Source organism: Vibrio sp. Vb1755 (assembly GCF_033338635.1).
GTDB lineage: Bacteria > Pseudomonadota > Gammaproteobacteria > Enterobacterales > Vibrionaceae > Vibrio > Vibrio alginolyticus.
Genome location: NZ_JAWOTA010000004.1, coordinates 1 through 25,867, shown reverse-complemented (window position 1 = coordinate 25,867; position 25,867 = coordinate 1). Strand labels below are relative to the sequence as shown.

Sequence of the window (25,867 nt, the reverse complement as noted above, 5' to 3'; positions counted from 1 at the left end):
ACTTTGATGAGTACGCAACATGCAAACTTTTGAACTTGCTATCTTCTTGCAGTTTTTTCTCGGTTTGGTCGCCGCAGTAAACCCTGTTGGTATCATGCCTGTGTTTGTGTCACTAACCGGGCATATGACTCCAGACGAAAAGCGCAATACGGCAACAACAGCAAATGTGGCTGTTGCGATCATCCTGATCATTTCGCTTTTTGCTGGTCAGTTACTGTTAGACATGTTCAGTATTTCTCTGGATTCGTTTCGTGTCGCTGGCGGGTTGCTATTACTTAGCATCGCATTCTCGATGATGAGCGGTAAACTGGGGGAAGATAAGCAGAACAAACAAGAGAAAACGGAATACGTCAGTCGTGAACAGATTGGTGTGGTCCCTCTTGCAATGCCTTTAATGGCAGGTCCTGGTGCAATCAGTTCGACTATTGTTTATGGTGCACGCTACCCAAGCATGTTCGATACCGTGGGCATTAGTATTACGATTGGTTTGTTCTGCCTTTGTTCATGGCTATTGTTCCGCTCTGCCCCATTGATCGTACGATTTTTAGGTCAAACTGGAATCAACGTCATTACTCGTATCATGGGTTTGATATTGGGCGCGCTTGGCATAGAGTTCATTGCGAATGGCTTACGCAACTTATTTCCAGGATTAGCCTGAGTTTCTATAAAATTGTATGATAGAGCGATTCAACAATGGATCGCTTTGTCATGACGACTGACTCTCTTAAACATACTCTATATGTCACCATTTTTGGTACTCATACCAAAGCTGGTAAAACGTTCGATATTGCTCTCATTATCGCGATCATCAGTTCGTTAATCGTACTGGTGTTAGATTCGATACCCTCCGTTCGGGCCGAGTGGGAAAAAGAGCTGAAGTTTATTGAATACACATTTACTGGCCTATTCACGATTGAATACCTTCTAAGGCTTTATTGCTCTCCTAAACCTGCCGCCTACGCAAAGAGTTTTTATGGTGTCGTCGATTTACTTGCGATTTTGCCCACCTATTTAGCACTCTTCTTCCCATCCGCTTCGTTTATGGGTGTGATCAGGGCGCTGCGAGTGATGCGAATATTCCGCATACTCAAGTTAGTCCGATACCTCCAAGAGTCCAATATCCTCTTACGTTCACTGCTTATGGCGCGCAGAAAGATTTTTATCTTCTTTAGTTCCGTCGCCATTATGGTAACGATTTTCGGCTCGTTGATTTTTATCATTGAAGGACCTGAAAACGGATTTACTAGCATTCCTAAGAGTATTTATTGGGCGATCGTGACCATCACAACGGTTGGGTATGGTGACTTGGTCCCTCAAACAGACCTAGGTAAAGGGCTTGCATCACTCACCATGTTACTGGGTTATTCCATTTTGGCGGTACCTACAGGTATTTTCACTGCCGAACTGCACCAAGAGATGCAATCGCACAAAGTATTGGTGAAATGCCCAAACTGCTCCCACGCAGGGCACGACTCTGACGCAATTTACTGTAAACATTGTGGTAGTGAACTGGCCGATCCAGACAAAAGAGTCGTTCGAACGGAAGACGACGCATGAAAAAAGAGCTCCCTAAGGAGCTCTTTTATTTTGTCATCAAATAAAGGATTGATGTGATTATGCTTTCTCAGACAGAATAATTCGCAGAGTACGACGCAATGGCTCCGCAGCACCCCAAAGCAGTTGGTCACCAACAGTGAAAGCATTTAGGAAATCATCACCCATTGCCATCTTACGTAGACGACCCACTGGTACAGACATTGTGCCCGTAACTTTTGCCGGCGTTAGCTCTTGAGCAGTGATGTCACGGTCGTTAGGAATCACTTTCACCCAATCGTTATGAGTGGCGATGATTTCTTCGATTTCGTCCATTGGTACATTTTGTTTAAGCTTGATAGTAAGTGCTTGAGAGTGACAACGCATCGCGCCAATACGCACACAAGTACCGTCAATTGGGACAGGTGAACTTTGAGAACCCAAAATTTTATTCGCCTCGGCGCCCGCTTTCCACTCTTCTTTACTCTGACCATTATCGCGCTTCACATCGATCCATGGGATCAACGAACCAGCTAGTGGCACACCGAATTTATCGGTAGGGAAAGAGCCGCTGCGCATTGTATCCGCGACTTTCTTATCGATATCTAGGATAGAGCTTGATGGGTTTGCAAGTTCAGAGCTAACAGAGTCATTGATAACGCCCATTTGCGAGATCAATTCACGCATATTTTGCGCACCAGCACCAGATGCGGCTTGGTAAGTCATTGCGCTTGTCCACTCAACAAGACCTTTCTCAAATAGACCACCTAGCCCCATTAGCATTAAACTAACCGTACAGTTACCACCGACAAATGTGTTCGTGCCACCGTGGATGCCTTGTTGGATTTGCTTTAAGTTCACTGGATCAAGTGTGATGATCGAATCTTCAGCCATACGTAGCGTAGAGGCCGCGTCAATCCAGTAGCCTTTCCAACCAGCCTGACGAAGTGCAGGGAAAACTTTTTCTGTGTAGCTACCACCTTGACAGGTGATTACCGCATCAAGCTGTTTTAAGCTTTCAATATCATACGCGTCTTGCAGTAAGCCTGCGTCTTTTCCTAAGTTAGGAGCAGGAATACCAACTTGAGAAGTACTGTAGAATACTGGTTCGATTAGGTCGAAGTCTTTCTCTTCAACCATACGCTGCATAAGGACTGAACCAACCATACCGCGCCAACCAACTAAACCAACTCTCATCGTATTAACTCTCCATGTATTAAAAAACCTACCCCATAGTTAATTTTTCACAGCAAAATCTCAACCCCTATTTTGTAAATAAGCGCGTTTTTTAACCTTTTCCTCTGAAAAACCGGGTTACACGAGATTTTTTAGTGTTTGGTTTGCGGTTTTAACCATTTTTCAAGTAGGGAAAGCACTTTAGTCCCCTAATTGGTCTTACCACTCAATGAGAAAATAACACATGAAGCACAATAATTTCACATTACACAACATTTAAAACCAAAAAAGTTAAAACAAACTAACAGTTAATTTCACAAGCAAACGTTTTTACCGACGAACATCAAGATAAAACACCAAATGTTCGAAATATAATTTTTGTTAATGTATGTTATGCGCGATTACAACAAGGAGCGCCTTCCTCTATTGCTCCAAGATTGACAGAGGCACATATGAAGCAAGTTACACCACGCCTACCAAGCTTGATACAGGTATTTATCTCGCTCGGTTTATTTCTCCTGCTGGCATTTTCGTTCACAGCCAAGCTAGACCTACCGATTCAGCTAGCGCTATACATCGGTTGGTTCATTGTCATGATATTGGGCATAAAGCTTGGCCATCAGTATAAAGATCTGGAAAAAGCAGCACTAAATGGCATTTCCAATGGACTTGGAGCCGTTTTAATCCTTTTGGCCGTTGGCGCGCTTGTAGGTACTTGGATCTCTGGTGGTATTGTTCCAACCATTATTTACTACGGCCTTAAAGCAATCCACCCTTCCATCTTTTTGCTCGCGACCATGATCATCTGTTCATTGACTGCGCTAGCGACTGGCACATCTTGGGGTGCGGCTGGCACGGCAGGTATTGCAATGATGGGTATCGGTCAAGGTCTTGGTGTTCCTGCGCCAATCACTGCAGGTGCCGTACTTTCAGGCTGTTACTTTGGTGACAAAATGTCGCCTCTATCGGATTCAGTAATCCTTGCTTCATCTATGTCTAACGTTGAAGTGATGGAACATATTAAAGGCATGTTGCCGATAGCACTCATTAGCTACATTATTACAGGCATTATGTTTACTGCATTTGGCTTCCACTACGCAGGTCAAGTTGACATGAGCCAGGTAGACTCTGTCATTAAAGCGATGGAACAGCAGTTCTACATCACCCCTTACTCATTTGTTCCTGTGATCATCGTATTGTCACTTCTAGCGATGCGTATGCCTTCATTCCCAGTGATCAGTTTTGGTTCTCTGCTAGGTATTATTTGGGCAGTGATGATCCAAGATGTCGATTTCCTAACCGCGTTTAACACGGCTTGGGCTCCGTTTGCAATCTCATCTGGCGTAGATTTCATTGACTCAATCCTTAACCGTGGCGGCATGTCTTCAATGCTTGGGTCGGTAGCGGTTATCGTATTCGGCCTTGGTTTTGGTGGTCTACTAGATAAAGTAGGCGTGCTAGAGACTATCGCGAAGCTGTTTGAAAAACGCGTTCAAAGTGCAGGTTCATTGGCAACAAGCACAATTGGTACGGCCTTTATGGGCAACGTATTTGGTTCAGCGATGTACGTTTCACTTATCCTGACCCCAAAAATCTGTGCGAAGAACTATGACCGTCTAGGCTACAAACGTAAGAATTTGTCTCGTAACGCAGAATTTGGCGGCACGCTAACCTCAGGTATGGTCCCTTGGAGTGACAACGGTATCTACATGGCCAGTATTTTGGGTGTTGCTACACTGTCTTATGCCCCGTTCATGTGGCTGAGTTTTGTATGTATCATCGTAACGATCTTCACTTCTTACATGGGTTGGTTTGTTGATAAGTGCGAACCAACAGCAGAAGCAGTTGAAGAAGCTGAAGGCGAATTAAAGCAGCAAACCGCTTAACTTCGCAGAGATAGGAAGAACCTCCCTTTCGAATTCAATACTAAAAAAGAGCGCTTTAAAGCGCTCTTTTTTTATTTCCAAAACAAATCGTTAGCTTTGTTTGACTGGCGTTTTCACGGCTGCACGCTTCCCAAACCAATAGCCCAAGCCAAGCGGTGCAAAGAATATAACGGCAATGAACAGAATAAAGTAGATGATGGTACTTTTGACAAGTTCAATCAGCTTAGTCATTGCGAGATTCACAACCTCTTGCGACACTCGATCCATATCTTGAGCAAACTTCTCGCGCTCATGGGTAATGATCTGTGCGATTTCTTGGCGCTCTCTGGCAACCATCAGCTCTATAGCTTGGCGTTCTTCACCCAACTGAGATAAACGCGCCTCCGTCCTTTGATCGATATCGTCAACCAAAGGTTGTAACTCCAGCGCCATTTGTTCTGCCAAATAACGCATGTACTCTGGGTTGTTATCGATAAAATCCCTCATCGAATCAGCGGTAACTTGCAAACTATTGAGCGCCGCATTGACTTTTTCGATACTGTCAGAGCTATTCAAGGCCAACAACTGCGCTTTCCACGTCATAATTTTTGGTGTCTGCTCTGATACCAGACTTAGACGATCAGAGACATCCCCAAGTGCTTCTGGCATCGTGCCTAGCGTTGTAACGGCTTCCTCTTCGCTAATTTGGTTTGCATCTAACCACCTACGGTAAGCCGGAGTCCTAATCATGCTTAAATCAGCGAATGGATGCTGCTTGGCGAACTCTGCAACAAACGTTTGTGTCTTGATGTATGCTTCTTTCTTCAATAAAGATTGAGCCAGTTTATCTACCTCTTTCGCTAAATAAACGGAAACTAACTTGGCCTCATCTGACGCAAAGAGCTCATTACCAGAAGCGGTAGTAAAGAACTGTTCCATTTGTAGCGTGAAAGTCCATGTATCAATCAGTGCAGCCATTGGGGACACTTGGTATGCAGAAGCTTGGATGCCTTCTTCAGCATTTATCTTCCAAAGTAAAATATAAGATTGATGAACTTTATCATGAGGCTCATATTGTTCGTGTAGTGCGTCTGCTGCTTGCTCAACCTGAGCAAAAAACTGCTGCGCATACTCACGAGTCAAAAGACGCATATTGAGCTCTTGTTTGGTAAGAGGGACGGTTTGACTCTCGATCTTGACTTCGAGCAGGGAGCACCCTGAAAGCATCATAACCAGCCCTATCAACATCATTGAAGACATTCGGCGAACGGACATGAAAACACCTTTAACAAATTGTATAGAACAGGAATAAAGCGAACTAAGTCATATAGTTCGAGCCTTTATTACCTCAACTCTTATGACATTAAGTCAGAGCAATATCAATCTGTTAGCGCTTCTGTTATCTTTTCACTATTGAGAACATTATTAGCAAAAAGTATGGTTTGTTTTAGGACATCATCTAAACATGCCAACTTCTCTTCCGGCACTTTTTGCCCTTGTTTAATCAACAGTTCAATATCACCCGAAATACAGTGCAATGGCATTGCACCTAAACTCCCTGAGACCCCTTTAAGACTGTGTGCGGCTCTTTGCGCTTGCTCTTTATCCTCTTCTAACAGCTGATACATTTTAGTGCCATCGCCAGAGTGGTCCTGAATAAAGACCTCCAGTAACATCCGCACAGCGCCCTCGTCACCAGACAGAGAATCTAACATTTTATTGATATCTATGTACGGCTCACGTTCCACTACTCCCACTTGTGATGAATTCACCTCATTACAACTTTTTTCGTTCATTTGGACGTTTTGAAAATTTTCTGACTGAGCTGAGGGAACAGTGTTAGCTCCATTTTCATCATCGCCAACTTGCTCTGACTTTTTATCATCGGTTCTGGGTAGTGGTATCGGTTGAATCGTTTTTGGGGAGAAGGCTCCCCATGAAATGAGGAAAAGGAGCAAACCACTGATTACAGACAGCCAAACAATAAAAGTCATTAGCTTCTGTTCCAACTGATCATTTATCGAAGTTAACTGGTTCGGGAAATCTGGATTAAGCAGTTGATTAGATAAATAACTGCCCTGTGCCTGAGCAGATAGTGCGCTTGAGGTTTGAGCAAGCTGGCGCTGAAGAGCACTTCGCTCTTCGGGAGAGAGTGCCTCTGATTCAATAAAAAGTCGGTCTAAGTCACGGTAAGTATCGCTATTCGTTGCAGAGTCACTAAAGACAGACTCAAAAACAAGCGCACCTAAGCGATAGTACATTGCCTGAATTTGCTCAGAGTTTTCTGTTCGAGCACGGCTGCTTCGTAACTGTTCAGCTAACGAAACCAATTCACTGTCACTTCTTACAAAAGCTCGAGCACTTTCTAAAAATCGGTCGGTCGTATAAAGCAATTGAGTGATGTCTGGTGTGATTTTCCCTTCAGAAAACTCACTTTCAAGCTGTAAGCGAACTGCATAAGCCAACTGAAGTTTCAGTGAAATTTGGTCGACGTGTTTAACACGGTAAGGCAGATCGAAGTTAAAAAAGTGCCTGACTTCTTCAACTTTACTTCCTAACTCATTTACAGTCGAAATCGTTTGAATCGTTTGTTTGGCTTGCAGCCAAATGCCAAGTGCTAAAACACTCCACAAAACGAACCAGAACCAAACAAACCGCCGTATTCCTTCTTTTAGCTTCAGCAACACTTGCCCCTCGCATATCTCCATTAATTACAAGCATATACTATGGATGTTTCTTATTCACATAAAAAAAGAGAGCCGTTTGCTCTCTTTATTTAGCGATATGATTTTAATTGCGACTTAACTGATCTTTTAGATTTGGAGGCGTCCCTTTAATCGTTAAGGTATCCGTCTCTGGATCATAAAAAATACGCTCACCAAGTAAGAGACTATCGAAGCTAATATTCAAACCACCACCAGCTCCAACAAATTTAGTCAGTTTGCGAACCGTCGCACGATCACCTGGGAAAGACTCTTCAAGTTCGTACCCTTGCTCTTTGGTGAAATCCATAAAGCTCGTGCCATCTTGGCTTTGAGGAAGCTCTCCGGAAAGTTCTGAGATTTGAACTTCATCACCGGATTTAATTTGCTCATTGCAGTAGTCGTAAACTTGTTTCTTGTACTCGTTCACTTCTTGCTTTTCTAGCTTCGAGTCAGCACAAAAATCATCCACCGCCTGCATCAACACTAAGTTTTGTTGTTTAGTATCTAAGCCAATATCCGCTTGCAGAAAATCTAGGAAGAAGTCCGCCACTTTACGGCCAACGCGTCCTTTAATGTATTGCAGATAACGATTGGACTCCTTGTCGGTCTCGTAGCTCGACAGGTCGATGCGTGCGGCAATATCCATTTTGGTGATATCTAAGTAATCTGTCGCACTGATGTCCAAACCTTCGGTCACTTTTAAACTTTGATTCATTGGTAAGATACCGATGAACAAGTAGTCCGTTGCTAAACTCTGATACTCAGCGAAAACCAAGATACCTTCATCCGCAAATGGGTACTTAATCAACTCTTCTTTCAAGCGATTTGCACTAATTTGTGAGAAGTCGTAAAAATCTCGCTCTCCTTTGCGCATTTCTTGAAGCCAAAATTGAAATTCGCTGTCTGACTGGAAAGCGCCAAAACCTTTACCAGCTTTAGAATGGAATACTCGGTGAAGCTCAGCGACTAAGTTTTCTGTAGATGCATCGTTCTCTAATGATGCTGGACGAAAGTTTACAACCAGCTCGTCCTGATCGTTTTTGCACAGTTGATGCAGAATAACGTTTGAAAGATGAAGACTCATAGTGATTTTATCTTGCTACAAGGTTTTAGTTGATGGGCATTGTAGGTTATCATAAGCCGCTTTTACTATCATTATTAGAGTCTTTATGCCGATTACATCTAAATATACTGACGAGCAAGTAGAAAAAATTCTTGCTGAAGTAGCAACAGTTCTTGAAAAACACGCTGCTTCTCCTGAGTTGACGCTAATGATTGCCGGAAATATCGCAACCAATGTCTTAAATCAACGTGTTGCTGCTTCACAACGCAAAGCGATTGCTGAAAAATTTGCTCAGGCGCTGATGTCTTCTTTAGAAACACCAAAAACACACTAATCACGGACAATAGAACACATACATGGTAGACAGCGGAAACTCATACGGCGAACGTGTATCTCGACTAGTTGGTTGGGGTCACTGGTTTGCATTCTTCAATATCGTTGCATCGATGTTGATAGGCACACGCTACATTGTTCAGTCTCCTTGGCCCGAGACGTTACTTGGTCAGTTTTATCTGGCGGTTTCTTGGGTTGGTCACTTTGGCTTTCTAGTTTTCGCACTTTACTTGCTTGTTCTATTCCCGTTGACGTTTATCCTGCCATCGCGGAAGTTGTTCCGTTTGGTGGCAGTGATTTTCGCAACCGTTGGGCAAACCATATTATTAATTGATACCCAAGCGTATCAGTCGATCAATTTGCACTTAACTCCCGTTGTCTGGGAGTTACTATTCAGCGAAGACAAAAGTGCGCTCAGCACTGACCTACAACATTTATTTGTTGTGATGCCGCTGATCTTCCTTATTCAACTCGCACTATCCGAATGGGTATGGCGAAAACAGCGCAAACTATCTCATAAGCACGTAGGACGCCCTCTCGCGGCCGTCTTTTTCCTCAGCTTTATGACCAGCCATTTGGTTTACATTTGGGCAGATGCATATTTTTACAACCCAATTACTAGCCAGCGTTCAAACTTCCCTTTGTCTTATCCGATGACGGCGAAGAGTTTTATGGAAAAACATGGTCTACTTGACCGTGAGGAATACCTAAAACGTTTAGCAGAAAACGAAGGCAACGTAGAGTTAGTCAACTACCCTCTTGAAAAGCTTGAGTTTAACCGCCGAGTTAATAAGCTCAATGTGTTGATGATCAGCATAAACAATTTACGAGCGGATGCGCTTAACCAAGAAGAGATGCCTAACCTCTATGAGTTTGCTGAAAACAATCAGAACTTCCGTAATCATTACAGCTCAAGTAATGATACATACGGGGCCTTTGGTTTGTTCTATGGCTTACCGACCAGTTATGCATCAAGCATCAAGGCGCAAGGTGCTTCCCCAGTATTGCTCGATGTACTGAAAGATCAGGGCTACAACTTTGGTTTATTCAGTGGCAGTGGGTTTGAAGATGATCTCTACTCAGAAATTATTTTCCGCGACTTGAACTTAGCGGAAGACCTAGATGGCACGCAAGCTCATACCGATAAACAATCTATCGCAAACTGGAATACATGGTTAGCAGAGAAAGCAAGTCAGCCATGGTTTAGTTACATCGAAGTCACCACCGTTGATAATTTTGAATCGATTCCTTCAAATAATGACGAAGAAATGCCCGCAAGTGAGCGATTCAAAAAAGCTTATGAATATGCAGTGAAGTCGGCGGATAGAACTATCGCCGGTATTATTGATGAACTAGAAACGACGGGACAACTGACAAACACCATCGTAATCATCACTTCTAATCACGGTAGTGAATTTAACGAAACCAATACGAACAGCTGGGGAGCAAACAGCAACTACAGCCGTTATCAATTGCAAGTTCCGATGGTGATCCATTGGCCTGGAATGCTAGCTGGCGAATTTAATCACAGCACAAGTCACTTGGACCTCTCAGTTACACTGTTGCAAGATATGCTCGGCGTATCTTCCAACCCATATGATTACAGTAGTGGTCGCAACCTATTCGATGAAAGTCGTCGTCGCTGGATCTTGGCGGGCGATACTCGCGAGCTTGCCTTAATTACTAGCTCACAAACCACAGTGATCGATAAGTTTGGCAACTACAAGCTGTATGACAAAAACTACAAACGACTTCGAGATGATGCACCGAAGTTGCCAGTTTTGATGCAAGGTTTAACTGAGTTACAGCGTTTTTATTCTAAAAACGATTAATACCTAGCAATCCATATACTATTCAAACTCCCCTTTTTGGGGAGTTTTTGTTTATTTAAACAACACAAACCACAAATTTGCGCAGTAAACATCCAATCAGTTCAACTAGGGGTTTACAACATTTTCAAAGCCTTATATTATGCGCCTCAACAACGGAGAGATGGCTGAGTGGTTGAAAGCACCGGTCTTGAAAACCGGCATACGTTAATAGCGTATCTAGGGTTCAAATCCCTATCTCTCCGCCACTTTTAGAAAAAGCCCGCTAAGAAATTAGCGGGCTTTTTCGCATCTCCAGACTTAAAAGATTTGTACAAATCACTTATCACTTCTTGAACGCAACTAAGCACTCCGCCACACTCCGAAAGAACCCACAAAAAAATTAATGCCCTTTTCGTTCGTTCCAGTGTTGAATCAATTTGATATTTACATCTAGTTGTATCTACTCATCAATAAAGACTTCTTTAGCGGCATTGATAAGCTGCAAATGAATTGGGACGAGGTCAGCATGATTCGTTCGATATCCACCTCCAACGACAGCTGCGACAGGGATACCTCGAGATTTCACTGTTTGCATTAAAAATCTATCACGTTCTAAAATCCCTTGAGTCGACACATCAAAATATCCAAGTTCATCGTCTTGATGTATATCGACACCAGCATCGTAGATAACTAAATCAGGGCGATGAAGATTAAGTGCCATATCGACCACTTCTTTAAACGCCATTAAAAAATCCTCATCACCTGTCCCTCGCACCAAAGGCACATCGAGGTCAGACTGAGGCTTCCTCGCTGGGAAGTTTTTATCACAGTGGAAAGAAAGCGTGATGATATCTGGCTCATCGTCACATAAAGTTGCTGTTCCATCCCCATGGTGAACATCACTATCAATGATCAATACTTTATCGACATGCTCGACTTCGAGCGCTTGCCTGGCCGCGATCACTAAGTCATTAAATAAACAAAAACCACTGCCAAACTCTTTGTGTGCGTGGTGATACCCACCACTCAAATGAATGGCCACACCGTACTCAAGTGCCTTTTTTGCGGTCATAGCCGTGCCCGCTGCTGAAGTTAGCGTTCTGGTAATGAGAGACTCACTCCAAGGAAAACCTATTCGGCGCATCTTCGCAGCTGGCATGTTTCCACTAACAAGTAACTCGACGTATTCCTCGTCATGAACACGCTTTACTTCCCCAACAGTTAATGCTTCGGGCTGGAAAAACTGCGCGTGCTCTTTCCAGTTATCTTTCTCTATATGCACCAATACCGATTCATAGAGGTACTGGTATTTCATAATTGGGTAACGATGCCCCTCTGGCAACTCAAGTTGAGAATAAATCGGGTGGTAGATAAATGGCAGCATGAGAAATTCTTAATAACAATGGTAACGAAATAGTATCAACTTCAAGGGTTGAATAAAACGCAATTTAATTGATAATGATTTTCAATATCAATTAAATTTAATATACATATGAATTCTACTTTCTTTGCTATTCTCGGCGCACTGTTTGGCTCTCTTTGTGCTCTGTCCCTATTTTCATCTCTTGTTGTTGGTGCGTGGTGGTTGGTTGATTTTATGGTGCTTAGCTAACACAATGACTTTCAACTGAAATCAAAAAAACATAGGTGTTTGTATGAGTCAAACCGTCTTTATTACCGGAGCAAATCGCGGCATTGGCCTTAGCTTAACTGAGCTGTACCTGAAGCAAGGCCACCAAGTACATGCTACTAGCCGTTCCTTAGAGAACAGTTCAGAACTACAAACTCTAGCCTCACAATTCAGCAATCTAGTTTTGCACGAACTGGATGTCACGCACTACGAACAAGTCGCTAAGCTTGCCGATAAACTCCCTGCCATCGACTTACTCATCAATAATGCAGGATATTACGGCCCCAAGGGATATGGCTTTGGAAATACTGACGTAGAAGCATGGCGTAAAGTCTTCGAAGTAAACACCATTGCTCCGTTAAAACTGGTTGAGTACTGTTACCCTCGCTTACAACAAGGCAAGATGAAAAAGATTGCTTGTATCTCATCAAAAGTCGGCAGTATGACCGAAAATACGTCCGGCGGCGGCTATATTTATCGCTCATCGAAAGCGGCGCTTAACTCGGTTGTGAAAAGCTTAAGTAATGATTTAACACCTGAAGGATTTACCGTTTTAGCGCTTCACCCTGGTTGGGTAAAAACGGCGATGGGCGGGCCAAATGCTTTGATAGATACGCAAACCTCCGCGCTAGGCCTAGCGAACGTGATAGAACTGAGCACACCGCAGCTTTCAGGTCGATTTATTAACTACGATGGTACTGAGTTACCTTGGTAGCAGCATTAAGACACAACCATCACTAAACCAAATACCATCAAAGCCAGGCTTCATAATCGTGACTTGGTTGGCAAACATAATGTTCATCAGTGATCCACCAGCATAATTCGCGCAATCTAACTTGAATTTATCTACATCCAATCCAGACTTAGGAAAAAGTAGAACAAATAAGGAGAAAGCACGATGGCAGCAGATAGGGATTTGGTTAATTTTAGCGAAGAGCACGAACTAAATTACTGCTTGAGAAGTGCTGGTAAACGCCAAACTCAAGCGAATCGAGATACATTAGTTGACTTGGGCAACCAGGTGAAAGAGGTACTGGACAAACGCGTGTTAACTCAAGGTGAAGTAAGAGGCGCGATCCAAAACCACGGTGATCTGTTCGAGTAATCTATTTTCAAGCATGCGCGGAGTTTAATTACGCCGCGCTTGTCCTATGCCTGCTTACCTTTGGTTGCACGAGATTTAGTCGCGCCACCATTCTTTGAATAACTGCGCTTTTTACGTTTAAACGCAGGACGCTCCACCTTGGGTAGATGACGTAATGAATCAGGGATAGGGCCTGCTTTTACTTGTGCCATCAAGCTATCAATGCGTTGTTCCAGTGCTTGCATGAACGGCTGATATGCTTGATTTCTCTCTGCCATACCTTGTAACTGGTGCTCCCAATGAGCCGTCATATCAGGGTATGTTGAATCTTCTGGCAAGGCATGAATGAGACCTCTTCCCGCAGGAGAACTGAGAATTGACTTACCTTGACGCGTAAGCAGTTGGCGTTTGAACAGCGTGTCCAAAATACCAGCGCGAGTCGCTTCCGTGCCTAGCCCATCAGTGTCACGAAGGATTTTTTTCAGTTCTTTATCCGCAACATAACGGGCGATCCCGGTCATCGCTTGCAACAGCGATGCCTCGGTAAAATGCTTTGGTGGCTCGGTTTTTCGGTCTTTTATTTCCCCTTCACGACAAGTTAACACGGTGCCTTCGGGTAGCGGTGGCACGGCATCAATACCTTCATCTTCCTTGTCAGTTTTGCCCATTAGCGCTTTCCAACCCGGCGAAACTAACTGACGACCTTTCGCGACAAACGTACCACCAGCGATATCGAAAACCAATTTCGCTTCTGCGTAAACCGCCGCCGGATAGAACTGCATGAGGTACTGGCGCGCAATCAACTGATACACTTTCATCTCATTGCCGGAAAGCGCATTCACATTAGCTTGCTTCGGTGTAGGGATAATCGCATGGTGCGCATCCACTTTTTTATCGTTCCAGGCTTTGGACTTTAATGTTAAGTCTGCTCCCTGAACGGCAACTTGCAACTCTTTTGCGTTATTCGCAATAGCAGTTGTCACCGTCCCTGCTTGTGAGTAGTGTTCCATCGGCAAATAGCGACAATCTGAACGCGGGTAAGTGATCAGCTTGTGCTTTTCATACAATGCCTGACAAGTATCTAGTACTTGTTGCGCACTCATACCATAGCGCTTCGCGGCATCGATCTGTAAAGCAGATAACGAATAAGGTAATGGTGCTGATTGCTTGGTTTGCTTTTGTTCCGACTCTGTCACTTTTGCGGGTTGATTTGCAATACGGTTTGCAACATTTTCTACCAACTTACGGTTTAATACTCGACCTTCTTCGTCCTGCCAAGGCTTGCATGCCTCACTTGGCTTCCAACGAGCACGAATATCAAAAGTACCATTGGGATCTTGATATGGGATCAGAGCATGTAGGGTAAAATAGTCCTTCGGGACAAAGTTTTCGATTTCTTCATCACGACGCACCACTAAGCCAAGAACTGGCGTTTGCACTCGCCCTACCGAGAGAACACCTTGATACCCTGCTTTTTGACCAAGCAAGGTATAAGCACGAGACATGTTCATACCATACAGCCAATCAGCCCGAGAGCGGGCCAATGCTGAAACTGAAAGTGGGATAAACTCGCGATTACTGCGCATAGAACTGAGTGCGCGTTTAACCGCAGGTAAGTTCAAGTCGGAAATCAACAAACGCTGTGTAGATTCCTTCTTGGTTTTAGATAACTTGCAATAGTCGAGAACTTCATCAACTAACAGCTGACCCTCTCGATCTGGGTCTCCTGCATGAATGACTTCGTTAGCTTCTTTGAGCAATTTACGAATCACTGTTAATTGCTTACTTGCACTTTTCCTCGGTCTGAGCTGCCATTGCTGCGGAACAATTGGTAAATCTGCCATATTCCACTTTTTGTAACGCTCATCGTAAGCGTCGGGTTCGACTTGTTCGAGCAAGTGGCCGATACACCAAGTAACGATATCCCCGTTCCCACAGCGGATGAATCCTTGATCTTTCTTTTGAGGGTTTGGCAGTGCAGCGGCAATCGCACGGCCTAAACTTGGTTTTTCAGCAATAAACAGACGAGACATAACGTTTGGGAAATAAATATAATTAGGGCCACATTATCGAATGTAGCCCTAATAAATCAAGAAAAACTGTATAAATAAACAGTCAGTTTATTTAAGTTTTCAGTTATAGAAATTCAACAAACTGAGAAAGGTCACGCTCAGGAACTTTCATCGGTGTACAACCAGGCGTGCCTAAGTACAAGAAACCAACAATCTCATCGTCACCTTCTAAACCAAATGCTTGATGAACTTCTGGATGGAACATCCACTTACCTGAGCGCCAAAATCCTTGAAAGCCTTGTGCTACGGCTGCCATTTGCATCGCTTGTACAGCGCATCCCGCAGATAAGTGTTGCTCTAGTGCTGGTACTTTCTCATGTTCTGTTACTTTAGCAATAACAGTGATCACCATTGGTGCGCGAAATGGGGCATTCTTTACCTTTTCGACCACCGCTTCATCACTATTTTCAGCTTCTGCCGCTTTTACCAAGATATCTGACAGTTTTTTCAAACCATCGCCCTGTGCGATAACGAAACGCCAAGGGGTTAATCCCGCATGGTCAGGCGCACGAAGGCCAGCACGAATGATGTTCTCAAGAGCTTTACCTTCTGGTGCAGGCGCGGATAACTTCGCGATAGATCGGCGATTGAGCAAAAGATCGAGAGCGTCCATGAAAGAATCCTTATTGAATATCGTTGTTATTTTGTTTACGCCACTTTAGCACAATCTGCTCCTGCGAATAACAACCGGTTTTCTGCGGGCTTGATAACGTGCTTCACTTAACATCAATCTGGGTTTAATGTTAATTTATTCGCGAAATGAATAAGTTGAACATAGGCAGGTTGATGAACAAGGACAAACAAAACAGCATTTACGAAAAGATCGTTAATGACGAAGATGCCCGTGCCTGTAAGGCGATTCCTGAATCAGCTTGTCATCAAGTTCCCGGCAACTTTCTTAAAATCATTCTCGCTCAGTTTTTAACGAAAGTCGGCGATGCGTTAATCAATCCTAAAGTCACGTTGCCGTGGATACTACAAAGTCTCGGGGCTCCGGTTTACTTAATTGGTTGGCTGGTTCCTATTCGTGAGTCAGGATCCCTTATCCCACAACTTAGCATCGCGCACTACATCCGACGCATTCCAGTAAGAAAATGGGTCTGGGTAATTGGCAGTATCTTGCAGGCTCTTTCCATATTTGCAATCGGATTGGTCGCATTAACTCTAACAGGAGCAGCTGCGGGTTATGGTGTGATTGCATGCCTTGTGATCTTCAGCCTCTCACGCGGTTTAAATTCCGTCGCATCAAAAGATGTATTGGGCAAAACCATCCCTAAAAACCAACGAGGTCAAGTCAACGGCTGGTCTTCAAGCGCTGCTGGCCTGGTTACGCTGCTTTTCGCGAGCCTTCTGGCACTAGCCTGGTTATGGGACGTAGAGCCGACAGAGCGCTTTTACGGTCTGAGTTTAGGCTTAGCGGGCGTCATATGGCTCATCGCGGCATTCGTCTATGCGCGAATTAATGAGTATGCCGGTGAGGTAGACGGTGGTCGAAATGGCGTCCTCGAAGCATTTAAACAACTCGCGTTACTTAAGACAGACGTGACCTTTCGTCGATTCGTTATCACGCGGACACTATTTTTATGTTCTGCGCTGAGTGCACCGTACTACGTTGTGCTGGCACAGCAATCTCTGGGTGGACAGCTCTGGGTGCTAGCTCTCTTTATGTTTGCGAGTGGCTTAGCCTCCTTTGTGTCAGGTCCTTTCTGGGGAAGAATGTCCGATCGCTCTAGCCGCAGTGTGATGGTCATCGGCGCAATGATGAGCGCGCTACTTGGTGTTGTGTTATTTGTTTACGATACATGGGTCACCGCTAGCCAAAGCTTCCTATTCGTGATTCCTCTGCTTTACTTTTGTGTTTGTATTGCCCACGACGGAATACGAGTCGGACGAAAAACCTATTTAGTTGATATCGCAGAAGGTGACAAACGAACGAGCTATGTAGCCGTGAGTAACACAGTGGTTGGGATAATGCTGCTTCTAATGAGCTCTCTTGGTGTTATGTCGAACTTCTTGAGCCTTTCAGCTGTGGTGTTAGTGTTCTCTTTTATTACTTTTTCTGGCGTGGTAATGGCCAAACAACTGCCAGATATCAGTGACTAGTTCTATACAAAAAAGCTGCGCTCAAAGCGCAGCTTTTATGGTAAACACACATTAAAAGGCTAGAGTTTTACCGCCAATTTAACACCTTGACGAATCGCACGCACAGCATCAAGTTCACCCGCATGGTCAGCTCCGCCAATGATATGAATCTTCTCTCCAAGTTCAGACCATTTATCTTCAAACGGACGTACAGACTCTTGCCCAGCACAAATGATAACTTTGTCTGCATTAAGTACCTGCGCGCTTCCGTCTACATGAATGTGCAAACCTTGATCATCAATTTTATCGTAAGACACACCACCGACTAAATGTACGCCCCGTTTTTCAAGGGTACGTTTATGGATCCAACCTGTCGTTTTACCCGGACCTTTACCCACACGACCTTTACGACGCTGAAGTACCCAGACTTCTTTATCGCTGACCGCATCAGGGTAAGGGTATAAACCACCCGGCTGAGACATCTCCTTGTCGATTCCCCATTCATGCAACCAGTCATCCAACGTTTGTCCAACTGGCTCTGTAAGCATGGTCGCGACATCTACACCAATGCCACCAGCACCAACGATAGCCACTTTCTCACCGACTGGCGTTTTGTCTCGAATGAGAGTTTGATAGTCGACGACTTTCTCTGGGTTATCAATTCCATCAATATTGACTTTACGTGGCTCAACACCCGATGCCATCACTATCTCATCGTATTCTGTGAGTAAGTCATAGTTCGCTTCCGTCGATAAGTGCAGATTCACGCCTGTTTCATCAATACGGTTAGCGAAATATCGTATCGTCTCTCGAAACTCTTCCTTACCAGGGATCTGCATCGCAAGACGGAACTGACCACCGATGCGGTCGTTCTTTTCGAACAAATCAACCTTATGGCCACGTTCAGCCAGTGTGGTCGCACAAGCCAAGCCCGCAGGTCCAGCACCAACAACTGCAATGTTTTTCTTTTTAAAGGCTGGTTCAACAACAATTTCGGTTTCATAGCACGCTAGAGGGTTCACTAAGCAACTGGCGCGCTTACCTTTAAACACGTTATCTAGACACGCCTGATTACAACCAATACACGTATTAATAAGCTGCGCTTTTTCCTGTTCGGCTTTAGCAACAAAGTAAGGATCGGCCAAGAATGGGCGCGCCATCGAAACCATGTCGGCATGACCTGAAGATAAAATACGTTCTGCTTCATCTGGCGTATTTATACGGTTGCAAGTGATAATAGGAACCGAAACGTGAGGTTTAACTTTTTCCGTAACCCATGTAAACGCACCGCGTGGTACTTGAGTCGCAATGGTCGGAATTCGAGCCTCATGCCAACCGATACCCGTATTAATAATCGTGACGCCAGCCTCTTCAAGTGCTTTCGCCAATTCGATAACGTCTTCAAAAGTGCTGCCCTGCTCGACAAGATCCAGCATAGAAAGACGGAAGATGATGATGAACTTGTCACCCACCGCCTTGCGTACCGCTTTAACAATTTCTAGCGGAAAACGCATACGTTTTTTATAGCTGCCACCCCATTCGTCGTAACGCATATTAGTACGTTTACATAAGAATTGGTTTATCAAGTAACCTTCCGAGCCCATTAACTCGACGCCATCATAACCAGCAAGCTGTGCTAACTCCGCACTATTAGCAAACGCGTCGATGGTTTTCTTTATCTGGCGGTCGCTCATTTCACTCGGAGCAAACTTTGCAATCGGCGCTTTAATGCCAGATGCACTTTGCGAGAATGGATGCATTGCATAACGCCCAGCATGGAGAATTTGCAACGCAATTTTACCACCGTGCTTGTGCACCGCTTCTGTCACAACTTTATGGGCTTTAGCATGTTTTGGCTTGCTGAATTCAGCACTCAACGGGTGTAAACGACCGCGTAAGTTAGGAGAAAAACCTCCGGTTACAATCAGTCCGACACCGCCTTTCGCGCGTTCTTCATAAAAAGCAGCGAGCTTCTGTAATCCTTCTTTGTGCTCTTCTAAGCCCGTGTGCATTGATCCCATCAGAACTCGGTTTCGTAATTGTGTGAAACCGAGGTCCAGTGGCTTTAATAGGTTTGGGTACATGGCAGACATCACTTAACATCCATTGTTATTATCATGGTCTGACCAGATTAAGCCTGCTCAACCAAAAAATCAAACAAGCGTTTACATTTTTGTAACACCGATCAATCTCGTGTGAAAATATGCCAATTGTTGAGTGGTCGTGATAAGCTAAAAAAATGTTATCTTTTGAGATCTTAGAGATAAGAACCCATACTTTGTTAGACTCGGCGTAACTATCTCGTTATGGAGACAAGATGAAAAAACTCTTCAAATTTATTGGTTTGATATTTAAAGGGATATGGAAAAGTATCACTTTCATCAGACTCGCACTGGCAAACCTAATTTTCTTGCTGATGATTGCCGTTTTCTACTTTGCCTTTACTTATACCGGAGACGGTCAACCTGTCGTCGAAAAAGAATCGGCATTGGTGATGAACCTTTCAGGCCCAATTGTCGAACAAAGACGTTATGTAAACCCAATGGACTCTTTTGCTGGTTCCCTTTTGGGTAATGAGTTACCGAAAGAAAACGTCCTTTTCGATATCGTTGATACTATTCGCTACGCGAAAGACGATCCTAAAGTATCTGGATTAGTGCTAGCACTGCGAGACATGCCAGAAACAAATCTCACGAAACTACGTTACATCGCGAAAGCGTTGAACGAATTTAAAGCGTCAGGCAAACCCGTTTACGCCGTAGGTGATTTCTACAACCAAAGCCAATATTACTTGGCAAGTTACGCTGACAAAGTTTATCTGGCACCTGATGGTGGTGTATTGATTAAAGGTTACAGCGCTTACTCAATGTACTACAAAACGTTACTTGAAAAGCTTGACGTTTCCACTCATGTTTTTCGCGTAGGTACTTATAAATCCGCTATCGAACCGTTTATTCGTGATGACATGTCCGATGCGGCGAAAGAGTCAGCAACACGCTGGGTTACTCAATTGTGGAGTGCTTTTATTGATGACGTAACAACAAACCGAAACATTGATGCGAAAGTGCTTAATCCAACCATGGATGAGCTGATTAACGAGATGAAGTCTGTAAATGGCGATATTGCTCAGCTCGCAGTCAAACTGGGGCTAGTGGATGAACTTGCGACACGCCAAGACATTCGCACTCTATTTGCAAAACAGTTTGGTAGTGACGGCAAAGACAGCTACAACGCGATTGGTTACTACGACTACCTTGCAACGATTCGTCCCGATTACACACTACCTCAGCACGACATCGCCGTTGTTCTAGCCAGTGGCGCGATTATGGACGGTCAACAACCTCGCGGAACTGTTGGTGGTGACACGGTCGCAAGCTTGCTGCGTCAAGCACGCAATGATGAAAAAGTGAAAGCGGTCGTATTACGAGTAGATAGTCCAGGAGGCAGTGCCTTTGCTTCTGAAGTGATTCGTAACGAAGTAGAAGCTCTGAAGCAAGCAGGTAAGCCGGTTGTTGTATCCATGTCGAGTTTGGCCGCTTCTGGTGGTTATTGGATTTCAATGAGCGCAGACAAAATCGTTGCTCAACCAACAACCCTGACGGGCTCCATTGGTATATTTAGTGTCATCACCACGTTTGAAAAAGGCTTTAGCAAGTTAGGTATTAATACTGATGGCGTTGGCACATCGCCGTTCTCAGGTGACGGTATTACCACTGGCCTTTCTGAGGGCGCGTCTCAAGTGTTCCAATTAGGTATCGAGCACGGTTACAAGCGCTTTATTTCTCTAGTTGGCGAGAATCGCGATATGTCTCTAGAGGAAGTTGACAAAGTTGCTCAAGGTCGAGTTTGGACTGGCCAAGATGCACTATCCTTTGGTCTTGTCGATCAAATGGGTGACTTTGATGATGCTGTAGAGCTAGCGGCGAAACTAGCGAACGTAACCGATTACGGCATTTACTGGGTAGAAGAGCCTCTTTCACCTACTGAACTATTTCTACAAGAGTTTATGAAACAGGTGAAAGTCTCTCTAGGTATTGATGCAACAAGCTTGCTACCAAAAAGTCTTCAACCCGTAGCTCAACAATTCGAACAAGACGCAAGCTTGCTCCAAAGCTTCAACGATCCTAAAGGTCAATACGCATTTTGTTTGAACTGCCAAGTGCAGTAGTTTTTCCATCAATATTACAAAGGGCACTTCTACTTGAAGTGCCCTTTTTATTAGGCTTTGCATCTCCTCAGATGACTTTCTGATGCTGTGCGTATAGCCTCGCATCTCAAGGTTATTTAGGTATATAATCCCCGCCTCTGTTCCCCTACACGAAAGAAAAAACGATGACTAGAAAACACATCTACATCGCTTACACCGGTGGTACCATCGGAATGCAAAAATCCGACCACGGCTATGTGCCTGTTGCTGGCTTTATGGAAAAGCAATTAGCAAGCATGCCAGAATTCCATCGTCCTGAAATGCCGGATTACACCATCCACGAATACGACCCTCTGATTGACTCATCAGATATGACACCTGCTGACTGGCAGCAGATTGCGAATGATATTCGTGACAACTATGACAAATACGATGGTTTCGTTATCCTACATGGTACTGACACCATGGCGTACACAGCGTCCGCATTGTCTTTCATGCTTGAAAACCTTGGTAAGCCAGTGATTGTAACGGGTTCACAAATCCCTCTCGCAGAGCTGCGTTCTGACGGCCAAGCAAACCTATTAAACGCGCTACATATTGCGGCAAACTACCCGATCAACGAAGTAACTTTGTTCTTCAATAATCAATTGATGCGTGGTAACCGCAGCACAAAATCTCATGCAGACGGTTTTAATGCCTTTACTTCACCAAACCTTCCTCCACTATTGGAAGCTGGGATCAATATTCAAGTTAGCAACAGCGTAACCGTTGGTGCACAACCAGAAGGTGAGTTTAAGGTTCACAACATCACGCCACAACCAATCGGTGTGATCACCATGTACCCTGGTATTTCACACGAAGTTATCCGCAACACGCTTCGTCAGCCCGTGAATGCGATGATTCTTCTGACTTTTGGTGTCGGTAATGCTCCTCAGAACCCTGAGCTGCTTGGTCACCTGAAAGAAGCCTCTGAGCGCGGCGTTATTGTCGTAAACCTAACTCAGTGTTTGGCAGGTAAAGTGAATATGGGCGGATATGCCACAGGTTGTGCGCTCGCAGACTCTGGTGTTATCAGTGGCTTTGACATGACGCCCGAAGCGGCGCTGGCAAAACTACACTACCTTCTAAGCCAAAACCTTTCTTACGAAGAAGTAAAAGAGAGAATGCAACAAGTACTGCGTGGTGAAATGAGCCTGTAAGTTCAAGCTTTCTACGATCTAAAAAGCCCAATACAGTTTGGGCTTTTTTCTTTCAAAATCAAAATAATAAAATTTTGAGAAATAAGGCGTAAGGATTAATCAATGTTCGGATTGACACGAACAATATCGCTCTCTTCTCCGCTGAATTGTTTTTTAAGCTCTTGTTTTGATTTAAAACTGATTTCACCACCGGCTGCAACCGTCATATGCTGCGCATCAGTATTATGTTTTGATTGATACAACATCACAGCTTGCATACACGAATCTCGCTGCTCTTTAGAAAGTGTTGTACCCTCAGGCCATCTTCCCGTTTCTACTGCATAGACTAAGCGACCATAAACTTCTGGAGTCATCGCTTGTAATAGTTGTTCTGCGTCCATAGTGTACCTTCTTATTACATTCTATTTACAGAACATAACGGGTTAAGAAACTGAGTCAAGAATACGAAAATGAATTGGTGTAACGGATCACAAGCAAAGCCATGAAAAGAACAAACTGGTTACTTCTCAGCCTCGCATGTTTTGCGCTATCGGGCTGTTTTGAAGGTAACGTGACAACCGAAGAGTTGTGCCAAAAAACACCAGAGCTACGTTGCGAGCAGCTCAATATGGATGACGGCCAATGTCGAATTCCAAGAACAAATTTGGTTTGGCATCGGTTTGAGCAATTGAAAAACCCATCAGAGGCCAACCAAATCATCGAATACGGTCTGGTCGCTGAATATAGGAAATGCTTAGAACTCGCCTCCCAGATCACCCCTATTGATCAAAGTGCTCTCAAAAGACAACGCTTTAATGCATTGGTACACAGTATTGATGAGCTAGAGCGCATTGTAAACGAGTTAAAAGGCTCAGAAGACCCGGCTACTTTGTATTTCTTATGGTCTCAAACGGGAGATACTCAAGCTCGGCGCGCATTTTTACAAATGGAAGGGTCTCCCCAATTAAATAATGCTGAGATGCAATATGCATTAGCCACTTTTTATACCAACCGAGATACCAAGAAAACCCTGGAGCTTCTTAATAACGCGTTGTCTTTATCTGATGAAGACAACATCAATCCGGTCATTCTCAAGTCAATGGCAAGTATTCATCAGGGGCTTGGAGACAAAGAGCAAGCGTATCTATGGGCAATGGTCGCGAAGAGATTCGACGTACCGCTTGCTGATGAAAAGCAGCTCCAACGTATGTTCAATTTCAGTCATCCAGAGCGATATAAGCAGTTGGATGAATTAGCCGAATCGGTGGCGAAAGCCATAGAGAAAGGTATCTATTCCCCAGCAATGATACCCAGTGAGATATAAACGAAAAACTCCCGCAATAAGCGGGAGTTTTTATTTAAGTCGAGCGACACTCAGATCACCGTTGAGCATGAATCATCCTGAAAGGATAAAACATCTCGAGCACAATTTTGTCGTTATTATTCTGATTTGTTGAAAATTAACGACACAGAATTAACACAAAAACGCTCTCCTGTGGTCTGTGGGCCATCTTCAAAAACGTGCCCTAGATGGCTATCACACGTTGCACAACGAATCTCTGTACGTACCATTCCGTGACTTAGATCTTCTAAATAGCGCACCGCTTGATCGTTGATAGGCGCATCAAAACTTGGCCATCCGCAGCCAGAGTCATACTTGTTATCAGAGACAAAGAGAGGGGCATTACAACAAGTACAAGCATAAACACCAGTTTCCTTATTATGCAGTAGCTTACCGCTGAAAGGAGGCTCTGTACCTTGCTCTCGGCAAACACGGAACTCTTCATCAGACAGTTGCTCACGCCACTGTTCATCTGACTTCGTCACTTTTTTCCCGCTTTGTTCCACGACTTTCGGCTCCTTATTTACTGTTCTTGGTATTGACTTTTTTAGCAAAAAACTTGCTTCTCTTAACAGTTGTAGCACATACTTTCTCACCAGGACACCATGCGTAATTAATTTGATAAGAGCACTTATCTCACCAGTTATATTACGCCAACTGGGCTACAGAAGAATCAGTTAAAAGTTTAAAAAACGTACATTTGCAAAGAATTGTTAAAAAAAGCGTCGCTTTTTTTTGACTTTAAACAAGTTAAGTCCGATTATCACTTGCAGATGTTTACTGGATTCTGTAATTTTACTACCAGTTATCTTTAATCAGAAATTAAGTTGTGGAGCAACTATAATGACTATCAAAGTAGGTATTAACGGTTTTGGCCGTATCGGTCGTTTCGTATTCCGTGCAGCGCAAGAGCGCAACGACATCGAAGTAGTAGGTATTAACGACCTTATCGATGTAGATTACATGGCATACATGCTTAAGTATGACTCAACTCACGGCCGTTTCAACGGTACTGTTGAAGTTGAAGGCGGTAACCTAATCGTTAACGGTAAAACTGTACGTGTTACTGCAGAGCGCAACCCTGAAGACCTAAAATGGGACGAAATCGGTGTTGACGTTGTAGCTGAAGCAACTGGTCTTTTCCTAACTGACGAGACTGCACGTAAGCACATCACTGCTGGCGCGAAAAAAGTTGTACTAACTGGTCCTTCTAAAGACGCTACTCCAATGTTCGTTAACGGCGTAAACTTCGACACTTACGCTGGTCAAGACATCGTTTCTAACGCTTCTTGTACTACTAACTGTCTAGCGCCTATCGCTAAAGTTCTTAACGACAAGTTCGGTATCGAATCTGGTCTTATGACTACAGTTCACGCAACTACAGCAACTCAAAAAACTGTAGATGGTCCTTCTGCTAAAGACTGGCGCGGTGGTCGTGGTGCTTCTCAAAACATCATCCCATCTTCAACTGGTGCTGCTAAAGCTGTAGGCGTTGTACTTCCAGAAGTAAACGGCAAACTAACTGGTATGGCTTTCCGTGTACCAACTGCTAACGTTTCTGTAGTTGACCTAACTGTTAACCTAGTTAACGGTGCTTCTTACGAAGACATCTGTAAAGCGATGAAAGAAGCTTCTGAAGGCGAACTAAAAGGCGTTCTAGGCTACACTGAAGATGCAGTTGTATCTCAAGACTTCATCGGCGAAGTTTGCACTTCAGTATTCGATGCTAAAGCTGGTATCGCGCTAACTGACAAATTCGTTAAAGTTGTATCTTGGTACGACAACGAAATCGGTTACTCAAACAAAGTTCTAGACCTAATCGCTCACATCTCTAAGTAATTAGAAA

The 25,867-nt window shown here is 44.0% G+C and carries 22 protein-coding genes and 1 tRNA gene; 13 read left to right on the top strand and 10 right to left on the bottom strand.

What is annotated here, in order from left to right:
- Positions 1-19 precede the first annotated feature (19 nt).
- Positions 20-658: a YchE family NAAT transporter gene (locus tag R7E00_RS05740; protein WP_005380729.1), complete on the top strand. Its 639-nt coding sequence runs from the start codon at positions 20-22 to the stop codon at positions 656-658.
- Between the two features lie 35 nt (positions 659-693).
- A complete protein-coding gene (locus tag R7E00_RS05735; RefSeq protein ID WP_005380728.1) occupies positions 694-1,557 on the top strand; it encodes an ion transporter in 864 nt (287 codons plus the stop codon).
- 57 nt (positions 1,558-1,614) lie between these two features.
- Here the strand turns inward: R7E00_RS05735 and asd are convergent, their stop codons facing one another.
- Positions 1,615-2,730, bottom strand: coding sequence for an aspartate-semialdehyde dehydrogenase (gene asd / locus R7E00_RS05730; protein ID WP_005380727.1), 1,116 nt, complete (start codon positions 2,728-2,730; stop codon positions 1,615-1,617).
- A gap of 431 nt (positions 2,731-3,161) precedes the next feature.
- Here asd and nhaC point away from each other — a divergent pair, with 431 nt between their 5' ends.
- Complete coding sequence (gene nhaC, locus R7E00_RS05725; RefSeq protein WP_005380726.1) at positions 3,162-4,595, top strand: Na+/H+ antiporter NhaC; 1,434 nt, start codon at positions 3,162-3,164, stop codon at positions 4,593-4,595.
- 90 nt (positions 4,596-4,685) lie between these two features.
- Here nhaC and R7E00_RS05720 read toward each other — a convergent pair whose 3' ends face one another.
- The 3 genes from R7E00_RS05720 to yejK all read right to left on the bottom strand — a co-directional run bounded on the left by R7E00_RS05720 (position 4,686) and on the right by yejK (position 8,363).
- A complete protein-coding gene (locus tag R7E00_RS05720; protein WP_213970721.1) occupies positions 4,686-5,849 on the bottom strand; it encodes a chemotaxis protein in 1,164 nt (387 codons plus the stop codon).
- 104 nt (positions 5,850-5,953) lie between these two features.
- The gene (locus R7E00_RS05715) at positions 5,954-7,282 is read right to left on the bottom strand and encodes an Hpt domain-containing protein (RefSeq protein WP_054577629.1); all 1,329 of its coding nucleotides are present in this window, start codon (positions 7,280-7,282) and stop codon (positions 5,954-5,956) included.
- A gap of 82 nt (positions 7,283-7,364) precedes the next feature.
- Complete coding sequence (yejK, locus tag R7E00_RS05710; RefSeq protein WP_005380723.1) at positions 7,365-8,363, bottom strand: nucleoid-associated protein YejK; 999 nt, start codon at positions 8,361-8,363, stop codon at positions 7,365-7,367.
- 85 nt (positions 8,364-8,448) lie between these two features.
- Between yejK and R7E00_RS05705 the strand changes: the two genes are divergently transcribed.
- The 3 genes from R7E00_RS05705 (at position 8,449) to R7E00_RS05695 (ending at position 10,752) form a co-directional block, all read left to right on the top strand.
- Positions 8,449-8,676, top strand: a complete 228-nt coding sequence (locus tag R7E00_RS05705) for a YejL family protein (protein ID WP_005380722.1) — start codon at positions 8,449-8,451, stop codon at positions 8,674-8,676.
- Between the two features lie 22 nt (positions 8,677-8,698).
- On the top strand, positions 8,699-10,507 hold the full coding sequence (locus R7E00_RS05700; RefSeq protein ID WP_005380721.1) for a DUF3413 domain-containing protein: 1,809 nt from the start codon (positions 8,699-8,701) through the stop codon (positions 10,505-10,507).
- A gap of 154 nt (positions 10,508-10,661) precedes the next feature.
- Positions 10,662-10,752 (top strand) — tRNA-Ser (locus R7E00_RS05695).
- Positions 10,753-10,946: 194 nt separating this feature from the next.
- On the opposite strand, the gene R7E00_RS05690 is transcribed toward R7E00_RS05695, so the two are convergent.
- On the bottom strand, positions 10,947-11,870 hold the full coding sequence (locus R7E00_RS05690; protein ID WP_213880849.1) for a histone deacetylase: 924 nt from the start codon (positions 11,868-11,870) through the stop codon (positions 10,947-10,949).
- 271 nt (positions 11,871-12,141) lie between these two features.
- Here R7E00_RS05690 and R7E00_RS05685 point away from each other — a divergent pair, with 271 nt between their 5' ends.
- Positions 12,142-12,831 (top strand): SDR family oxidoreductase, encoded by a 690-nt coding sequence (locus R7E00_RS05685; RefSeq protein ID WP_054575561.1) that lies wholly within the window; start codon positions 12,142-12,144, stop codon positions 12,829-12,831.
- 183 nt (positions 12,832-13,014) lie between these two features.
- The gene (locus R7E00_RS05680) at positions 13,015-13,221 is read left to right on the top strand and encodes a hypothetical protein (protein WP_005380717.1); all 207 of its coding nucleotides are present in this window, start codon (positions 13,015-13,017) and stop codon (positions 13,219-13,221) included.
- A 44-nt stretch (positions 13,222-13,265) separates the two neighbouring features.
- Here R7E00_RS05680 and R7E00_RS05675 read toward each other — a convergent pair whose 3' ends face one another.
- A complete protein-coding gene (locus R7E00_RS05675) occupies positions 13,266-15,233 on the bottom strand; it encodes a DNA topoisomerase III (protein WP_054575560.1) in 1,968 nt (655 codons plus the stop codon).
- 103 nt (positions 15,234-15,336) lie between these two features.
- Positions 15,337-15,885 carry an NAD(P)H nitroreductase gene (locus R7E00_RS05670; RefSeq protein ID WP_005380711.1) on the bottom strand — a complete coding sequence of 183 codons (549 nt, stop codon included), beginning with the start codon at positions 15,883-15,885 and terminating at the stop codon, positions 15,337-15,339.
- 173 nt (positions 15,886-16,058) lie between these two features.
- Between R7E00_RS05670 and R7E00_RS05665 the strand changes: the two genes are divergently transcribed.
- Positions 16,059-17,375, top strand: a complete 1,317-nt coding sequence (locus R7E00_RS05665) for an MFS transporter (RefSeq protein ID WP_054575559.1) — start codon at positions 16,059-16,061, stop codon at positions 17,373-17,375.
- A gap of 59 nt (positions 17,376-17,434) precedes the next feature.
- Here R7E00_RS05665 and R7E00_RS05660 read toward each other — a convergent pair whose 3' ends face one another.
- Positions 17,435-19,447: an NADPH-dependent 2,4-dienoyl-CoA reductase gene (locus R7E00_RS05660; RefSeq protein ID WP_005380708.1), complete on the bottom strand. Its 2,013-nt coding sequence runs from the start codon at positions 19,445-19,447 to the stop codon at positions 17,435-17,437.
- A 224-nt stretch (positions 19,448-19,671) separates the two neighbouring features.
- On the opposite strand from R7E00_RS05660, the gene sppA reads away from it, so the two are divergent.
- Both sppA and ansA read left to right on the top strand, forming a co-directional pair.
- A complete protein-coding gene (gene sppA, locus R7E00_RS05655) occupies positions 19,672-21,522 on the top strand; it encodes a signal peptide peptidase SppA (protein ID WP_054575342.1) in 1,851 nt (616 codons plus the stop codon).
- Positions 21,523-21,686: 164 nt separating this feature from the next.
- Positions 21,687-22,700: an asparaginase gene (ansA, locus tag R7E00_RS05650; RefSeq protein WP_017635822.1), complete on the top strand. Its 1,014-nt coding sequence runs from the start codon at positions 21,687-21,689 to the stop codon at positions 22,698-22,700.
- Positions 22,701-22,795: 95 nt separating this feature from the next.
- Here the strand turns inward: ansA and R7E00_RS05645 are convergent, their stop codons facing one another.
- Positions 22,796-23,080 carry a YeaC family protein gene (locus R7E00_RS05645; RefSeq protein ID WP_064368685.1) on the bottom strand — a complete coding sequence of 95 codons (285 nt, stop codon included), beginning with the start codon at positions 23,078-23,080 and terminating at the stop codon, positions 22,796-22,798.
- A gap of 101 nt (positions 23,081-23,181) precedes the next feature.
- On the opposite strand from R7E00_RS05645, the gene R7E00_RS05640 reads away from it, so the two are divergent.
- Positions 23,182-24,003 (top strand): DUF2989 domain-containing protein, encoded by an 822-nt coding sequence (locus R7E00_RS05640; protein WP_017821139.1) that lies wholly within the window; start codon positions 23,182-23,184, stop codon positions 24,001-24,003.
- A gap of 116 nt (positions 24,004-24,119) precedes the next feature.
- Here the strand turns inward: R7E00_RS05640 and msrB are convergent, their stop codons facing one another.
- Positions 24,120-24,527 (bottom strand): peptide-methionine (R)-S-oxide reductase MsrB, encoded by a 408-nt coding sequence (msrB, locus tag R7E00_RS05635; protein ID WP_005380698.1) that lies wholly within the window; start codon positions 24,525-24,527, stop codon positions 24,120-24,122.
- 337 nt (positions 24,528-24,864) lie between these two features.
- Here msrB and gap point away from each other — a divergent pair, with 337 nt between their 5' ends.
- Positions 24,865-25,860 (top strand): type I glyceraldehyde-3-phosphate dehydrogenase, encoded by a 996-nt coding sequence (gap, locus tag R7E00_RS05630; RefSeq protein WP_005380697.1) that lies wholly within the window; start codon positions 24,865-24,867, stop codon positions 25,858-25,860.
- Positions 25,861-25,867 lie beyond the last annotated feature (7 nt).

Coding starts and splice junctions, on each gene's coding strand:
- R7E00_RS05740 (WP_005380729.1), top strand. CDS start 20: ATGCAAACTTTTGAACTTGCTATCTTCTTGCAGTTTTTTCTCGGTTTG.
- R7E00_RS05735 (WP_005380728.1), top strand. CDS start 694: ATGGATCGCTTTGTCATGACGACTGACTCTCTTAAACATACTCTATAT.
- asd (WP_005380727.1), bottom strand. CDS start 2,730: ATGAGAGTTGGTTTAGTTGGTTGGCGCGGTATGGTTGGTTCAGTCCTT.
- nhaC (WP_005380726.1), top strand. CDS start 3,162: ATGAAGCAAGTTACACCACGCCTACCAAGCTTGATACAGGTATTTATC.
- R7E00_RS05720 (WP_213970721.1), bottom strand. CDS start 5,849: ATGTCCGTTCGCCGAATGTCTTCAATGATGTTGATAGGGCTGGTTATG.
- R7E00_RS05715 (WP_054577629.1), bottom strand. CDS start 7,282: ATGGAGATATGCGAGGGGCAAGTGTTGCTGAAGCTAAAAGAAGGAATA.
- yejK (WP_005380723.1), bottom strand. CDS start 8,363: ATGAGTCTTCATCTTTCAAACGTTATTCTGCATCAACTGTGCAAAAAC.
- R7E00_RS05705 (WP_005380722.1), top strand. CDS start 8,449: ATGCCGATTACATCTAAATATACTGACGAGCAAGTAGAAAAAATTCTT.
- R7E00_RS05700 (WP_005380721.1), top strand. CDS start 8,699: ATGGTAGACAGCGGAAACTCATACGGCGAACGTGTATCTCGACTAGTT.
- R7E00_RS05690 (WP_213880849.1), bottom strand. CDS start 11,870: ATGCTGCCATTTATCTACCACCCGATTTATTCTCAACTTGAGTTGCCA.
- R7E00_RS05685 (WP_054575561.1), top strand. CDS start 12,142: ATGAGTCAAACCGTCTTTATTACCGGAGCAAATCGCGGCATTGGCCTT.
- R7E00_RS05680 (WP_005380717.1), top strand. CDS start 13,015: ATGGCAGCAGATAGGGATTTGGTTAATTTTAGCGAAGAGCACGAACTA.
- R7E00_RS05675 (WP_054575560.1), bottom strand. CDS start 15,233: ATGTCTCGTCTGTTTATTGCTGAAAAACCAAGTTTAGGCCGTGCGATT.
- R7E00_RS05670 (WP_005380711.1), bottom strand. CDS start 15,885: ATGGACGCTCTCGATCTTTTGCTCAATCGCCGATCTATCGCGAAGTTA.
- R7E00_RS05665 (WP_054575559.1), top strand. CDS start 16,059: ATGAACAAGGACAAACAAAACAGCATTTACGAAAAGATCGTTAATGAC.
- R7E00_RS05660 (WP_005380708.1), bottom strand. CDS start 19,447: ATGTCTGCCATGTACCCAAACCTATTAAAGCCACTGGACCTCGGTTTC.
- sppA (WP_054575342.1), top strand. CDS start 19,672: ATGAAAAAACTCTTCAAATTTATTGGTTTGATATTTAAAGGGATATGG.
- ansA (WP_017635822.1), top strand. CDS start 21,687: ATGACTAGAAAACACATCTACATCGCTTACACCGGTGGTACCATCGGA.
- R7E00_RS05645 (WP_064368685.1), bottom strand. CDS start 23,080: ATGGACGCAGAACAACTATTACAAGCGATGACTCCAGAAGTTTATGGT.
- R7E00_RS05640 (WP_017821139.1), top strand. CDS start 23,182: ATGAAAAGAACAAACTGGTTACTTCTCAGCCTCGCATGTTTTGCGCTA.
- gap (WP_005380697.1), top strand. CDS start 24,865: ATGACTATCAAAGTAGGTATTAACGGTTTTGGCCGTATCGGTCGTTTC.